The organism is Rhodococcus sp. ACS1, assembly GCF_002300155.1.
GTDB lineage: Bacteria > Actinomycetota > Actinomycetes > Mycobacteriales > Mycobacteriaceae > Rhodococcus_F > Rhodococcus_F koreensis.
Window position 1 is genome coordinate 522,844 of sequence record NZ_NSDZ01000001.1, and the last position, 15,103, is coordinate 537,946.

The window sequence follows — 15,103 nt, forward strand, 5'->3', positions numbered from 1 at the left end:
GACGCGACAAGGCCCCTTTTCTGTGACGGCGGTCAACTACCCGATGCGAATGGGGTCGATCTGTACCCGCGCGGGCTGCGAATCCTTCCGCGCACTGCGCACCGACTGCGCCTCGCCCAGCGCCTTGGCCAGCGGTTTCCCCTCCCCGCGGGGCACCCGGATCAGCATGCGCTCCACCTCCGCCGGCTCCGGCGCGTCACCGGAGAACGGCAGCCGCTCCCCGGCAGGCAGCTCGACCGGGCCGAGCAATTCGGCGTTCGCCGGCAGATCGGCGAGGTCCAGGAGGTCGGCGATCGCCTTCGCGCTGCCGTCGATCGCCGCGAGATGGATAGCGGGCGGAAATCCGACCTCGGCCCGCTCCTCGTACTGCGCACGCGCGTGACCGACCGGATCCCAGCGGACCAGCGCCTGCACCGTCGGAATGCCCGAATCGGCGACCACGACCACCTGACCGCCGTCGGCGAACGAGCGCACGAGCGACGACGCCGTCATCCACCGCCGCATCGTCTCCTCGGCGGCACGCAGATCGGGGCGGCCCAGGAGCGCCCAGCCGTCGAGCAGCAATGCCGCGCCGTAACCGCCCGGCATCACCGGTTCCGCCCCGACCGTCGACACCACGAGGGTCGGGCCCTGCTTCACTTCGTCGACGACGTCCGACCCTCCGGACATCCGCACGGCGACCCCGGGGAAGGCACGACCGAGTTCCTCGGCGGTGCGTCCCGCGCCGACCACGACGGCCCGCAGCGCCCGCGTTCCGCACGCGTGGCAGCGATGTGCGGCGTCGGCGACGCCGCACCACCGGCACGCGGGTGTTCCCGCCCCGTCCGGACCGGCCGCGGACGGCAACGCGAGCGGTCCGTTGCATCGCCGGCACCGCGCGGGCGCCCGGCACTTGCCGCACGCGAGGCTGGGGACGTAGCCGCGCCGGGGGACCTGGACCAGCACTCCCCGGCCGGCGCCGAGAGCCTCCCGGGCGGCGGCGAAGGCGATGGCGGGCAACCGGGCGGCCCGCGCTCCGGGGTCGCGGGCCAGGGCGTGGTCGCTGTCCGCGAGTGCGGTGATCTTCGGGGCGGCCGCCCGCACGGAGTCCCGGGAGGCCACGAGGTCGTGCGCCCAGCCCGAGTCGACCAGGGCCTGGGCCTCCGCGGTGCGCGCGTGCCCGGCCAGCACCACCGCACACCCACTGGCGTACGCGCGGAGCAGCGCCACCTCGCGGGCGTGCGGGTACGGTGCGCGCGGTTCGGAATGGTTGTCGTCCCCGTCGTCCCACACCACGATCAGTCCGGTGCGCGGCGTCGGCGCGAACACCGAACTCCGGGTCCCGACGACGACCCTGGCGGTTCCGCGGAGCGCCGCCAGCCAACGCCGGTACCGCAGGGCGGGCCCGAGACCGGCGGCGAGTCCGACGACGGCGTCCTTGCCCAGCAGCGTCTCCACGGCAGCGACCACCCGGTCGAGGTCGCGCTGGTCGGGGACCACGACGACGGTGCTCGCCCCGGTGGCGGCGACGAGCCCGGACAGTTCGGCGAGACGCGCCGGCCAGTCCTCGCCGGGGAGTGCCTGCCACACCGCGCGGGGGGCGCGCCCCTCGGACAGCGCCGTCAGGAAAGCGGCGCCGTGGACGTACCGGTCCCACGCGTCGGTGGCGATCGCGGTGCCGGACGCCTCGGGCGGTTCGGACGCGGCCTCGGACTCCGCCCGCGCGTGCCTCGGCGGAATCGCGAGCCGCAGGACGTCGGCACGGGTTCCGGCGTAGCGGCCGGCGACGAGGTCGACGACCCGGGTGATCTCCTCGGTCAGCACCCGCTCCGGTGAGATCACCCGTTCGAGCCAGCCGAACCGGCCCTGATGGTCGCTCGTCGCGGTGCGGGCCACGACGAATCCGTCGACGAGGCGCCCGGCGAACCGGATGCGGACCCGGACCCCGGGCTGCGCCTGCTCGTCGAGGTCCTTCGGCACGAGGTAGTCGAACTCGCGGTCGAGGTGCGCGAGCGGAAGCAGCGGCAGCACCCGGGCAACCGGGTCGACTTCCGCCGCGACCTTGTCCGCGCTCACGCGGCGGCCCCTACCGCAGCGGCGCCCGCCGCGCCGTGACTACCGATCAGAGGCCTGCGGCTGCCCGCAGCTTCTCCGCCCGGTCGATGCTCTCCCACGGGAGGTCGATGTCGGTGCGACCGAAGTGACCGTACGCCGCGGTCTGCGCGTAGATCGGGCGCAGCAGGTCGAGGTCGCGGATGATGGCGCCCGGACGCAGATCGAACGTCTCGGTGATGGCCTGCTGGATCCGAACCGGATCCGTCTTCTCGGTTCCGAACGTCTCGACGAACAGGCCGACGGGCGCCGCCTTGCCGATCGCGTACGCCACCTGGACCTCGATCCGGTCCGCGAGACCCGCCGCGACCGCGTTCTTGGCCACCCAGCGCATGGCGTAGGCCGCCGACCGGTCGACCTTCGACGGGTCCTTGCCGGAGAACGCGCCGCCGCCGTGGCGGGCCATGCCGCCGTAGGTGTCGACGATGATCTTGCGGCCGGTCAACCCGGCGTCGCCCATCGGGCCGCCGAGCACGAACTTGCCGGTCGGGTTGACGAGCAGGCGGATGTCCGAGACGTCGAGTTCGGGCATGTCGATCTCCGCGAGAACCGAACCGAGCACCTTCTCCCGCAAATCCGGGGTGAGCAGGTTGTCGAGGTCGATGTCGGCGGCGTGCTGCGTCGAGATGACCACGGTGTCGAGGCGCACCGCCTTGTCACCGTCGTATTCGATGGTGACCTGGGTCTTGCCGTCCGGGCGCAGGTACGGCAGGACCCCCGACTTGCGGACCTCGGTGAGTCGACGCGACAGCCGGTGCGCCAGCGCGATCGGCAGCGGCATCAGTTCCGGGGTGTCGGTGGTGGCGAACCCGAACATCAGTCCCTGGTCGCCCGCGCCCTGACGGTCGATCTCGTCGTCACTCAGTTCTCCGGTGCGGACCTCGTGCGAGTGGTCGACGCCCTGGGCGATCTCCGGGGACTGCGCCCCGATCGCCACATTGACGCCGCAGGAGTTGCCGTCGAAGCCCTTGGCCGAGGAGTCGTACCCGATCTCGAGCACGGTGTCGCGCACAATCTTGGGGATGTCGGCGTAGGCGGTGGTCGTCACCTCACCGGCGACGTGGACCTGTCCGGTGGTCACCAGCGTCTCGACGGCGACGCGGGCACGCGGGTCGTCGGTGAGGAGCGCGTCGAGGATGGAGTCGCTGATCGCATCACAAATCTTGTCCGGGTGCCCCTCGGTCACAGACTCACTGGTGAATAGCCGACTACCGGACTGGCTCACAGAATTCCCTCTCGACAGTTGTCCTGAACAGCACGTGAAAACAGCTTAGCTGCGTAATACAACGAACGACCCTAGCGCCACCCCGGCGGGAGTGACCACCCTTCGAATCACCGAAACTCTGCCGGATATTCCGTCAGAGTGTCCGGCAAAGCTGGCCGACGGCGTCGAGCACCCGGCTCGCCATCAACGCCTTCGATCCGTGCTCGAGCGCGGACTCGGAGCCGTCGGCTCCGAGCAGCCAGCCGTCGTTGTGGTCGACCTCGAACGCCTTGCCCTCACCGACCGCGTTGACGACGAGGAGGTCGCAGCCCTTCCGGGCGAGCTTGGCCCGTGCATACGTGAGGACGTCGCCGTCGGCGTCGCCGGTCTCGGCCGCGAATCCGACGATCACGGTCTTCGCCGGGATCTCGCCGTCCCTCCGGGACTGCACCAGGCCGGCGAGGATGTCCTCGTTCTTGGTGAGTGCGATCGAGTCGGGCTCACCCGCGCCCTTCTTGATCTTGCTCGCCACCGTCGTCGTCGGCCGGAAGTCGGCGACGGCCGCGGCCATGATCACCGCGTCGAACCCGGGCGCGTGCTTGGCGACGGCGACCCGCATGTCTTCCGCGGTGCGCACGTGCACCATGTCGACGGCGGCCGGGTCGGCGAGGCCAGCGGTGTACCCGGAGACGAGGGTGACCTCGGCCCCGCGCTGCACGGCGAGCCGCGCGATGGCGTACCCCTGCTTGCCCGAACTGCGGTTCCCGAGGAACCGCACCGGGTCGAGCGGTTCCCGGGTGCCGCCCGCGGACACGAGGACCCGCCGGCCCTCGAGGTCACGGGGCAGCGCGTCGGGACGCTCGACCAGCAAGGACGCCAATCCGACGATCTCGTCGGGTTCGGGCAGCCTGCCTGCGCCGGTGTCCTTGCCGGTGAGGCGGCCGGATGCGGGTTCGATGACGGTCACGCCGCGGTCGCGCAGCGTGGCGACGTTGGCGACGGTGGCCGGGTGCTCCCACATCTCCGTGTGCATCGCCGGTGCGAACACGACGGGACATCGCGCGGTGAGCAGCGTCGCGGTGAGCAGGTCGTCCGCGCGTCCCGCCACGGCCCGCGCCATGAGGTCGGCGGTGGCGGGCGCGATGACGACGAGGTCCGCTTCCTGCCCGAGACGCACATGCGGGACCTGCGGAACGTCGGTGAACACACCCGTGTGCACGGGGTTGCTCGACAGCGCCTCGAACGTCGCCTTGCCGACGAACTCGAGCGCGGACTCCGTCGGGATGACCCGCACGTGGTGTCCGGCCTCGGTGAAGGCGCGGATGACGGCGCAGCTCTTGTACGCGGCGATGCCGCCGCCGACACCGACGACGATCCGCTTGCGCGCCCCCGAGGGCCCCGGTTCCGGTGAATCCGTCACGCGCCCGGAGTCCGGGCCCGCTGCCTGGTCAGGCACTGCAGGTCCTCCGCTCACTCGCCTTCGGTGTGCTCGAGAAGATCGGAGTGGATCTCACGCAGCGCGATCGACAGCGGCTTCTCCTGCAGGCCCGGCTCCACGAGGGGGCCGACGTACTCGAGGATGCCGTCGCCGAGCTGGTTGTAGTAGTCGTTGATCTGACGCGCACGCTTGGCCGCGTAGATCACCAGCGCGTACTTCGACGACGTGCGAGCGAGAAGCTCGTCGATCGGAGGGTTGGTGATGCCGAGCGGGGTGTCGTAAGCCGGCAGGGCGCCGTGGCTGGGTGTTGCGGACGCTGCTGCGGGGGTGCTGCTCACTCGGTATCTCCTGAAATTGTTCTGGCTAGTTGATGTGAGATCTAGTGGGTCGACTCGGACTGTTCCGGTCGTCCAACCAACAAGGATACCAACTCGTCGCACGTTTGGCTGACATCCTCGTTCACGACGACCACGTCGAACTCGTCCTGCGCCTCCAGCTCGACCCGGGCGGTCGCGAGACGCCGCTCCACGACCTCCGCGGATTCGGTGCCCCGGCCGGTCAATCTCTCGACCAGCACGTCCCAGCTCGGGGGCGCCATGAAGACGAGCAACGCCTCCGGCATCGCGGCACGGACGGCCCGCGCACCGGCGAGATCGACCTCGACCAGCACCGGTCTGCCCTGTTCGATCGCCGCGCGGACGGGTGCGGCCGGGGTTCCCGACAGCTGGAGTCCGCCGTGGATCTCGGCCCATTCGAGCAGCTCACCGGAATCGATCATCCGCTGGAACTCGCCACGAGAGGTGAACCGGTAGTCCTTGCCGTCCACCTCGCCCGGGCGTGGATCACGCGTCGTCGCGGACACGCTGAAGACGAGCTCCGGCATCCGCTCACGCAGGAGTCGCACCACGCTGGACTTACCGACGGCCGAGGGGCCGGCCAGTACTACCAGCCGACCCCTCCGCACTGCGGTCTTGCTCTCTGACACTTGTGCGTCAGCTACCACTGTCGTGCTCAGGCCTCGAAGTCGAACTTCGCGAGCAGGGCCTTCCGCTGCCGATCGCCGAGGCCACGGAGGCGACGGGTCGGAGCGATCTCCAGCTCGGTCATGATCTCCTGCGCCTTGACCTTGCCCACCTTGGGCAGCGCCTCGAGCAGTGCCGACACCTTCATCTTGCCCAGGATCTCGTCGTCCTCGGCGTCCTTGAGAACCTGCTTGAGGTCGGTGCCACCACGCTTCAGGCGCTCCTTGAGCTCAGCCCTGGCCTTGCGGGCAGCAGCTGCCTTCTCCAAAGCAGCAGCGCGCTGCTCATCAGTCAACTGGGGAAGGGCCACGGTTCCTCCGTCTCGTCGTTGGCAAATAGTCCAAACCACTGGATAACCAGCAGCGATAGCGACCGTACTCACGCCAGGCGCCGATTGCGAACCCACCCCCCGAGGTCAGAGCCGGATTCAGGTGGGCTATGAGAGTGCGGACTCGATCTCGTCACGCACCTTCACGGCCGCCTCACGCAGTGCCGCCGCCGACGGTCCCGCCCGAAGAACACCACGAGAACTGTTCGGCAACAACAGTTTACGGGAATCGGGAAAAATGTCGGCGAGATCACCGGGAGTCGCCCCCTGGGCGCCGAGACCGGGCGCGAGAATCGGCCCGGAAAAATTCGACAAATCCAGGCCGTGTCCGCGTGTCGCGCCCACCACCAGACCCACGAGACCCGGTTGCGCGTCGTTGTGCCGGACTGCCGCGTCCACCACGGACTGGGCCACGGACACCCCTGCGGCCGTCCCTGCCGCCTGCAGATCGCCGCCCTCGGGATTGGACGTCCGCGCCAGCACGAAGAGCCCGCGGCCCTGCTCCGCCGCCAGCGACAGCGCCGGATCCAGGGCACCGAATCCCAGGTACGGCGACACCGTCACGGCATCGGACGACAGAGGGGACTCCGCGCCCAGCCAGGACTGCGCGTACGCCGCCATCGTCGACCCGATGTCCCCACGCTTGGCGTCGGCGACGACGAGCGTCCCTGCCTCTCTGAGGACCGAAATGGTGCGTTCGAGCACCGCGTACCCGGCGGAGCCGTACGCTTCGAAGAACGCCACCTGAGGCTTCACGACGGCCACCTCACCGACGAAGGCCTCCACGCAGATCTCCGCGAACGTCTCCAGCCCCTCGGCGGAGACGGGAAGGCCCCACGCCTCGAGCAGCCCGGGATGCGGGTCGATGCCGACACACAACCGCCCCCGGTGCTCGACCGCCGACGTCAGCCGATGCACCCAGGAGTGGTGGTGGTGATGGTGTCCGCTCACGACGAGACGGCCCCGCTCGCGGGGGCCACGACGACGGCGGGCGAGCGCAGCCGCGCGTGCAGCGCCTGGAGCGACTGAACGCCGATGTCGCCGCGGATCGCGGCCTCGATGCCCTGCACCGCGGCGGACGCGCCCTGCACGGTGGTGACGCACGGGATGTTCGTGGCGACGGCCGCGCTGCGGATCTCGTAGCCGTCGACACGCGGTCCGGAGTTGCCGTACGGCGTGTTGATCACCATGTCGACCTCGCCGTCGCGGATCGTCTCGACGATGGTGCGCTCCCCCGCCTCCAGCTTCTCGCCGGAGTGCTTGTGCACCTCCTGGCAGGTGATCCCGTTGCGGCGGAGGACCGCCGCGGTGCCCTCGGTGGCCAGAATCCGGAAGCCGAGGTCGGCGAGCCGCTTGACCGGGAAGATCAGCGACCGCTTGTCCTTGTTGGCGACCGAGACGAACACCGAGCCCGAGGTGGGCAGCGAACCGTACGCGGCCGTCTGGCTCTTGGCGAACGCGGTGCCGAAGTCGGCGTCGATGCCCATGACCTCGCCGGTCGACTTCATCTCCGGGCTCAGCAGGGTGTCGACCCCGGTGCCGTCGGCGCGGCGGAACCGGTTGAACGGCAGCACCGCCTCCTTGACGGCGACGGGCGCGTCCGCCGGGGTCCAGCCGCCGTCGCCGGTGGCCGGGAGCACGCCGCTCGCGCGCAGATCGGCGATGGACTCGCCGAGCATGACGCGGGCGCACGCCTTGGCAAGCTGCACGGCCGTCGCCTTCGACACGAACGGCACGGTGCGGCTGGCGCGGGGGTTGGCCTCGAGGACGTACAGGATGTCGTCCTTGAGTGCGTACTGGACGTTGAGCAGGCCCTTCACGCCGATGCCCTTCGCGAGCGCCTCCGTCGAGCGGCGGACGTTCTCGAGGTCGGCGCGGCCGAGGGTGATCGGCGGCAGCGCACAGGCCGAGTCGCCCGAGTGGATACCGGCCTCCTCGATGTGCTCCATCACGCCGCCGAGGTACACCTCGGTGCCGTCGCAGAGTGCGTCGACGTCGATCTCGATGGCGTCTTCCAGGAAGCGGTCGACCAGCACCGGCCGGTCGTCGGAGATCTCGGTGGCGCGGGAGATGTAGCTTTCGAGGGACGCCTCGTCGTACACGATCTCCATGCCGCGGCCACCGAGGACGTACGACGGCCGCACCAGCACCGGGTATCCGATGCCGGCCGCGATGTCGCGGGCCCCGGCGAACGTGGTGGCGGTGCCGAACTTGGGGGCGGGCAGGCCGGCGTCGACCAGCACCTTCCCGAACTCGCCGCGGTCCTCCGCGAGGTCGATCGCCTCGGGGCTGGTGCCGACGATCGGCACCCCCGCCGCCTTCAGCCGCTTCGCCAGACCCAGCGGGGTCTGACCGCCGAGCTGCACGATCACACCGGCGACGGTGCCCGAGATCGACTCCGCCCGGTACACCTCGAGCACGTCCTCGAACGTGAGCGGTTCGAAGTACAGCCGGTCGGCCGTGTCGTAGTCGGTAGAGACGGTCTCCGGGTTGCAGTTGACCATCACGGTCTCGTAGCCGGCCTCCGACAGCGTCAGGGCGGCGTGGACGCAGGAGTAGTCGAACTCGATGCCCTGACCGATGCGGTTCGGTCCGGAACCGAGGATCAGGACCTTCGGACGCTCGGTCTGCGGGGCCACCTCGGACTCGGCCGCCGGGTCCAGTTCGTACGTGGAGTAGTGGTACGGCGTCTTCGCCTCGAACTCGGCGGCGCAGGTGTCGACCGTCTTGTAAACGGGGTGGACGTCCCACTGCTCACGCAGCGCGCGGACCGCGTCCTCGCCGCCGATCTCGGGGCGCAGGGCCGCGATCTGCCGGTCCGACAGGCCATGGTGCTTGGCGCGGCGCAGGACCCGCTCGGTCACCTCGGGCGCCTCGCGCAGCGCGTCCCCGAGTTCGTGGATCTGCAGGATCTGGTCGAGGAACCAGGGGTCGATCTTCGTGGCGTCGAACAGCTGCTCGACGGTGGCGCCGAGCGCGAACGCCTTCTCCAGGCCGTACACGCGTCCGTCGCGGGGGATGCTCAGTTCCGCGAGGAGGCTGTCGAGGTCGTCGGCCTCCACGTCGGGACCCGTCCAGTACCCGGCCCGCTTGGTCTCGAGGGAGCGCAGCACCTTGCCGAACGCCTCGGTGAAGTTGCGGCCGATCGACATGGCCTCACCGACCGACTTCATCGTGGTGGTGAGGGTGTCGTCGGCGCCGGGGAACTTCTCGAACGCGAACCGGGGCGCCTTGACCACGACATAGTCGAGGGTCGGCTCGAAGCACGCCGGGGTTTCCTTGGTGATGTCGTTGACGATCTCGTCCAGCGTGTAGCCGATGGCGAGCTTCGCGGCGATCTTCGCGATCGGGAAGCCGGTCGCCTTGGACGCGAGCGCGCTGGACCGGGACACGCGCGGGTTCATCTCGATGACGACGAGACGCCCGTCGGCAGGGTCCATCGCGAACTGGATGTTGCAGCCGCCGGTGTCGACGCCGACCTCGCGGAGGATGTCGATCGAGAGATCGCGCATCGCCTGGTACTCGCGGTCGGTGAGGGTCATGGCGGGGGCGACGGTGATCGAGTCACCGGTGTGCACACCGACCGGGTCGACGTTCTCGATCGAGCACACGATCACCACGTTGTCGCGGCCGTCGCGCATCAGCTCGAGCTCGTATTCCTTCCACCCGAGGATCGACTCCTCGATCAGCACGTTGGCGGTGGGGGACGCCGCGAGGCCGCCGCCGGCGATCCGCGTGAGGTCCTCGTCGTCGTAGGCCATGCCGGAGCCGAGTCCGCCCATCGTGAACGACGGCCGCACGACGACGGGGAAGCCCAGTTCGGCGACCGTGTCGCGGACCTCGTCCATCGTGTAGCAGACGCGGGAGCGCGCCGATTCGCCGCCGACCTTGGCGACGATGTCTTTGAACTTCTGCCGGTCCTCGCCGCGCTGGATGGCGTCGAAGTCGGCGCCGATCAGCTCGACGTCGTACTTCTCGAGGATGCCCTGCTCGTGCAGCGCCACCGCGGTGTTCAGGGCCGTCTGGCCGCCGAGCGTCGCGAGGACGGCGTCGATCGGGTGCCCCTTCTCGGCCTCGAGGGCGATCACCTTCTCGACGAACTCGGCGGTGATCGGCTCCACATACGTAGCGTCCGCGAATTCGGGGTCGGTCATGATCGTGGCCGGGTTGGAGTTGACGAGGCTGACCCGCAGGCCCTCCTCGCGCAGCACCCGGCAGGCCTGGGTTCCGGAGTAATCGAACTCACAGGCCTGGCCGATGACGATCGGCCCGGAGCCGATCACCAGGATGTGGGAGAGATCTGTACGGCGTGGCATTAGTTCTTGACTCCCTCGAGCAGGCTGGTGAAGCGGTCGAACAGGTACGCGGCGTCGTGCGGGCCCGCCGCGGCCTCGGGGTGGTACTGCACCGAGAAGGCCGATCCGTCGAGCAGGCGGACTCCCTCGACGGCGCCGTCGTTGGCGCAGGTGTGGCTGACGACGGCCTTGCCGAACGGGGTGTCGAACTCCTGTCCGGCCTCCCCCTCCAGCGCGAACCCGTGGTTCTGTGCGGTGATCGCGATGCGTCCCGTCTCGTGTTCGACGACCGGGATGTTGATGCCCCGGTGACCGAACTTCATCTTGTACGTGCCGAGACCGAGTGCGCGCCCGAGAATCTGGTTGCCGAAACAGATGCCGAACAGGGGCAGACCCTGCCCGATGACTTCCTTCGTCAGGTGCACGGCGCCGTCGGCGGTCGCCGGGTCGCCGGGACCGTTGGAGAGGAAGACGCCGTCGGCCTTCAGGTCCAGGATCTGCGCGAGCGTGGCGTCGGACGGGAGCACGTGCACCCGGATGCCGCGCTCGGCGAACATGCGCGGGGTGTTGGTCTTGATGCCGAGGTCGATGGCCGCGACCGTGAAGCGCGCGTCTCCCCCGGTCGGCTCGACGACGTACCCGCTGGTGGTGCTGACCTCGCCGGCCAGGTCCGCGCCGAGCATCGACGGCTGGCCCTTCACCCGCTCGAGCAGCACGTCGGTGTCGGCGAGGGCGTCGCCGGAGAACACGCCGGCGCGCATGGAGCCCCGGGTGCGCAGGTGGCGGACCAGGGCCCGGGTGTCGATGCCGGCGATCCCGACGACTCCCTGCTTGACGAGCTCGTCCTGCAGGGATCCGGTGGCGCGCCAGCTGGAGGTGCGGCGGGCGGGGTCGCGGACGACGTACCCGGCGACCCAGATCTTCGCCTCGGCGCTGCTGCCGGTCGGCCCGACGGACTCGTCGTCCTCGTCGTTCCACCCGGTGTTGCCGATCTGCGGCGCGGTGGCCACGACGATCTGGCGGTGGTAGCTGGGGTCGGTGAGCGTCTCCTGGTACCCGGTCATGCCGGTGCTGAAGACGGCCTCACCGAGCGTCTGACCGACGGCACCGAAAGTGGTGCCCCGGAATACCCGTCCGTCCTCGAGGACCAGTACTGCAGAGTCGGTGTCGTAGCCGCTCATGCGTTCTCTCCGTTCTGCTCGACCTCACCAGAGCTCGCCGCATTCGCTGAATCTTCACTGTCTGTCTTGCCGTCCGGCTTCCCTGCGCCCACCCAGGCGGGGTACACGGACTTGTCGTCGCTGCGGAATCCGGTGTCGATCTCGGTGCCGGTCGGCAGCTCCCACCGGATCACCAGGACGCCGTCCTTGCTCATGACCTTGCCCGCGAGGCCGCGTTCGGTGCGCACGGCGCGGACCGCGTCCTGCGGTATCCAGATCGCCGACGCCCCGTCCCGTTCGAGCAGGATCCCGGTTTCGTAGCGGGAGATCTCACCCGTCGCCCGGAAGCCGAGGTCACCGACCGCGATCCGGTCCTGCCAGCTGGGGGCGAGGGTGCTGCCCACGTACAGTCCGGTGGCCGGGGCGATCGTCTGCGCGCCGAGGTGCGCGGGCACGCCGGGAAGCTGCCCGACCCGGTCGGCCTGCCGCCGGGCGCGACCGCGCCAGCCGACGTACATGAGGAAGATGGCCAGCGCCCAGAACGCGACGAGGCCGACTACCCACAGAATTCTCTCCACCGTCATCCCCTGCCGTTTCGCACCCGGACGCGGGCCTGGCCGTCGCTCGCGGTGATCCGGCCGCGCAGGATCGTCGTCGTCACCCGGGCCGGAAGGGTCATCGACTCGTAGGGCGTGTTGTGGGCGACGCTGGCGAGATCGGGGCCGTGGACCGTCCATTCGGCGTCCGGATCGATCAGCACGAGGTTGGCGGGCTCGCCCACCTCGAGCGGGCGACCCTGGTCGTCGAGTCCGACGATCTCGGCCGGGCGCTCACTCATCACCTTGGCAACGCCGCGCCAGTCGAGCAGCCCCGTGCGGACCATCGTCTGCACGACGATCGACAGCGCGGTCTCGAGCCCCAGCATTCCGGGGCGGGCGGCCGCGAACTCGCAGCACTTGTCCTGCTCGGCGTGCGGCGCGTGGTCGGTCGCGACGCAGTCGATGGTCCCCTCGGCCAGTCCGGCCCGGAGCGCGGCGACGTCGCTCGCCTCCCGCAGGGGCGGGTTCACCTTGTTGACGGCGTCGTACGTCTCGAGCCGCGAGTCGTCGAGCAGCAGGTGATGCGGGGTGACCTCGGCGGTGATCGAAATACCTTGCCCGCGTGCCCACTTCATCAGTTCGACGGTGCCGGCGGTGGAGGCGTGGCAGATGTGCACCCGCGCCCCGGCGTCGCGGGCGAGCAGTGCGTCACGGGCGACGATCGACTCCTCGGCGGCGCGCGGCCACCCCGCCAGCCCGAGCCGGGCGGCGGTGGGTCCTTCGTGCGCGATCGCCCCGACGGTCAGTCGCGGCTCCTCCGCGTGCTGCGCGATGAGCACTCCGAGCGAGCTCGAGTACTCAAGGGCCCGGCGCATGATCAGCGGGTCGTAGACGCAGTGGCCGTCGTCCGAGAACATCCGCACCCGGCCGGCCCCCGACGCCATCGTGGCCATCTCGGCGAGCTGCTTGCCCTCGAGCCCCACGGTGACGGCGCCGACGGGGTGCACGTCGACGAGCCCGACCTCCCGGCCGCGGCGCCACACGTGGTCGGTGACGACCACCGAGTCGGCCACCGGGCTGGTGTTGGCCATCGCGAACACCGCGGTGTACCCGCCGAGCGCGGCGGCGGCCGAACCGGAATCGATGGTCTCGGTGTCCTCGCGGCCGGGTTCCCGCAGGTGCGTGTGCAGATCGACGAAACCGGGGAGCAGGATCTGCCCCGCCGCGTCGATCACCTCGGCGTCGGGCGTGGCGTCCTTGCCCGCGTCCGCTCCGATCGCGGCGATGACGCCGTCACCGAGCAGAACGTCGGTGGGCTCGCCCTCGCCGTACAGCAACACGTTCTTGATGAGCACTGTCTCTCCTGTCACTGCACTGTCACTCATCCCGCAACTTCCTCCGCCCCGACCAGCAGCCGGAACAGCACCGCCATCCGCATGTGCACACCGTTGGTCACCTGCTGCAGCACGGCGGTTCTCGACGAATCAGCCACCGCCGAGGCGATTTCCATGCCGCGCAGCATCGGACCGGGGTGCAGCACCACCGCGTGCTCGGGAAGCAGCGCGAGCCGCTTCTCCGACAGGCCGTAATTGATCGAGTACTCCCGCTGGGACGGGAAGAACCCGCCGTTCATCCGTTCCGCCTGCACCCGCAGCATGAGGACGGCGTCGAGACCGGGCAGCTCCGCGTCGAGGGAATGCGCCACCGACACCGGCCACGACGACACACCGACCGGGAGCAGCGTGGGCGGCGCGACGAGGACGACCTCGGCGCCGAGCATCGACAGCAGCAGCGCGTTCGACCGCGCGACCCGGCTGTGGAGGATGTCGCCGACGATGGCGATGCGCTTGCCCTCGATGTCGCCGAGGCGCTGACGCAGTGTGAGCGCGTCGAGAAGCGCCTGGGTGGGGTGTTCGTGCGTGCCGTCGCCCGCATTGATCACCGCGGGTCCGCCGTCGTCCTGACGTCCGGTCCAGCTCGCGATCTGGTGGGCCGCACCCGACGCGGGGTGCCGCACGATCAGGGCGTCGGCGCCGGCGGCGCGCAACGTCATCGCCGTGTCCCGGAGCGATTCACCCTTCGACACCGACGAACTGGACGCGCTGACGTTGATGACGTCTGCGCTCATCCACTTGCCTGCGACCTCGAACGACACCCGGGTGCGGGTCGAGTTCTCGAAGAACACGGTCATCACGGTCCGGCCGCGCAGCGTCGGGAGCTTCCGCACCTCACGCCCGAGGAGGGCCTGTTCGAAGCGTTCGGCCTCGTCGAGAAGTTCGACGGCCGATTCCCGTGTCAGGTCCGCGATCGACAACAGGTGCTTCACTTAGCTCTTCCCCCCGGAGATCATGACCGCGTCGCGGCCGTCGTGTTCGCTCAGGAGCACCTTGACGTCCTCGGTGCGGGCGGTGGGCACGTTCTTGCCCACGTAGTCGGCGCGCAGCGGCAGTTCACGGTGCCCGCGGTCGACGAGGACGGCCAGCTGGACGGCACGGGGCCGACCGAGGTCGCGGAGGGCGTCGAGCGCCGAGCGGACGGTGCGGCCGGAGAACAGCACGTCGTCGACGAGGACGACCAGGGTGTTGTCGACGCCGCCCTCGGGCACCGAGGTGCGTTCGAGGGGCCGGTGCGGTTTGGTCCGCAGATCGTCGCGGTACAGGGTGATGTCGAGGGAGCCGACCGGTGGGCGCACCCCGGAGAATTCTTCGACCTTCCCGGCGAGCCGCGCGGCGAGCGTCGTGCCCCGGGTCGGGATGCCGATCAGAACGACACGCGGCGCTTCACCGTCCGCGGCGTCGATCGCGGTCTTCTCGATGATCTGGTGCGCGATTCGCGCAATGGTCCGTCCCACATCGGCTGCGGACAGCAGCTCTCGTGCGGGTTCGACGGACGGGGACTCTTCTGGTGTTGAATCCGCCGGTTCCCCGGCGGGGCGAGACCCTTCGGGCACGCGCATACAACGACCTCCTTCTCCGCCTCACTGGACGGATCGTTAAAGGATGCCTGACGCGGACAGCTTATCAGCG

13 protein-coding genes are annotated in these 15,103 nt (G+C 69.9%); all 13 read right to left on the reverse strand.

Annotated features, from left to right (window positions below; translation table 11 throughout):
* Positions 1-36 precede the first annotated feature (36 nt).
* The 13 genes from CJ179_RS02460 to pyrR all read right to left on the reverse strand — a co-directional run bounded on the left by CJ179_RS02460 (position 37) and on the right by pyrR (position 15,033).
* Complete coding sequence (locus CJ179_RS02460) at positions 37-2,055, reverse strand: primosomal protein N' (RefSeq protein WP_179377513.1); 2,019 nt, start codon at positions 2,053-2,055, stop codon at positions 37-39.
* A 46-nt stretch (positions 2,056-2,101) separates the two neighbouring features.
* On the reverse strand, positions 2,102-3,316 hold the full coding sequence (metK, locus tag CJ179_RS02465; RefSeq protein ID WP_072942128.1) for a methionine adenosyltransferase: 1,215 nt from the start codon (positions 3,314-3,316) through the stop codon (positions 2,102-2,104).
* A gap of 133 nt (positions 3,317-3,449) precedes the next feature.
* A complete protein-coding gene (coaBC, locus tag CJ179_RS02470) occupies positions 3,450-4,751 on the reverse strand; it encodes a bifunctional phosphopantothenoylcysteine decarboxylase/phosphopantothenate--cysteine ligase CoaBC (protein WP_095860623.1) in 1,302 nt (433 codons plus the stop codon).
* Between the two features lie 14 nt (positions 4,752-4,765).
* Positions 4,766-5,071, reverse strand: a complete 306-nt coding sequence (gene rpoZ, locus CJ179_RS02475) for a DNA-directed RNA polymerase subunit omega (RefSeq protein ID WP_009480427.1) — start codon at positions 5,069-5,071, stop codon at positions 4,766-4,768.
* 41 nt (positions 5,072-5,112) lie between these two features.
* On the reverse strand, positions 5,113-5,736 hold the full coding sequence (gene gmk / locus CJ179_RS02480) for a guanylate kinase (protein WP_095860624.1): 624 nt from the start codon (positions 5,734-5,736) through the stop codon (positions 5,113-5,115).
* Between the two features lie 8 nt (positions 5,737-5,744).
* On the reverse strand, positions 5,745-6,065 hold the full coding sequence (gene mihF, locus CJ179_RS02485; RefSeq protein ID WP_072942134.1) for an integration host factor, actinobacterial type: 321 nt from the start codon (positions 6,063-6,065) through the stop codon (positions 5,745-5,747).
* A 126-nt stretch (positions 6,066-6,191) separates the two neighbouring features.
* Positions 6,192-7,001, reverse strand: coding sequence for an orotidine-5'-phosphate decarboxylase (gene pyrF, locus CJ179_RS02490; protein WP_095861041.1), 810 nt, complete (start codon positions 6,999-7,001; stop codon positions 6,192-6,194).
* Positions 7,002-7,030: 29 nt separating this feature from the next.
* The gene (carB, locus tag CJ179_RS02495) at positions 7,031-10,399 is read right to left on the reverse strand and encodes a carbamoyl-phosphate synthase large subunit (RefSeq protein ID WP_072942138.1); all 3,369 of its coding nucleotides are present in this window, start codon (positions 10,397-10,399) and stop codon (positions 7,031-7,033) included.
* A complete protein-coding gene (gene carA, locus CJ179_RS02500; RefSeq protein WP_072942140.1) occupies positions 10,399-11,559 on the reverse strand; it encodes a glutamine-hydrolyzing carbamoyl-phosphate synthase small subunit in 1,161 nt (386 codons plus the stop codon). Before carA ends, carB begins: the two co-directional genes overlap by 1 nt.
* Positions 11,556-12,122: a transporter gene (locus tag CJ179_RS02505; protein ID WP_072942142.1), complete on the reverse strand. Its 567-nt coding sequence runs from the start codon at positions 12,120-12,122 to the stop codon at positions 11,556-11,558. Before CJ179_RS02505 ends, carA begins: the two co-directional genes overlap by 4 nt.
* Positions 12,119-13,462 carry a dihydroorotase gene (locus CJ179_RS02510; protein ID WP_095860625.1) on the reverse strand — a complete coding sequence of 448 codons (1,344 nt, stop codon included), beginning with the start codon at positions 13,460-13,462 and terminating at the stop codon, positions 12,119-12,121. The genes CJ179_RS02505 and CJ179_RS02510 overlap by 4 nt, the downstream gene beginning before the upstream one ends.
* Entirely contained in the window at positions 13,459-14,403 is a 945-nt protein-coding gene (locus CJ179_RS02515; protein ID WP_072942146.1) for an aspartate carbamoyltransferase catalytic subunit, read from the reverse strand. The genes CJ179_RS02510 and CJ179_RS02515 overlap by 4 nt, the downstream gene beginning before the upstream one ends.
* Entirely contained in the window at positions 14,404-15,033 is a 630-nt protein-coding gene (gene pyrR, locus CJ179_RS02520) for a bifunctional pyr operon transcriptional regulator/uracil phosphoribosyltransferase PyrR (protein ID WP_015890604.1), read from the reverse strand. It abuts the gene before it with no gap.
* Between the last annotated feature and the right edge of the window lie 70 nt (positions 15,034-15,103).

Excerpts from the sequence above, each read along its gene's own strand:
- carA (WP_072942140.1), bottom strand. The coding sequence starts at position 11,559 with ATGAGCGGCTACGACACCGACTCTGCAGTACTGGTCCTCGAGGACGGA.
- CJ179_RS02510 (WP_095860625.1), bottom strand. The coding sequence starts at position 13,462 with ATGAGTGACAGTGCAGTGACAGGAGAGACAGTGCTCATCAAGAACGTG.
- CJ179_RS02505 (WP_072942142.1), bottom strand. The coding sequence starts at position 12,122 with ATGACGGTGGAGAGAATTCTGTGGGTAGTCGGCCTCGTCGCGTTCTGG.
- pyrR (WP_015890604.1), bottom strand. The coding sequence starts at position 15,033 with ATGCGCGTGCCCGAAGGGTCTCGCCCCGCCGGGGAACCGGCGGATTCA.
- carB (WP_072942138.1), bottom strand. The coding sequence starts at position 10,399 with ATGCCACGCCGTACAGATCTCTCCCACATCCTGGTGATCGGCTCCGGG.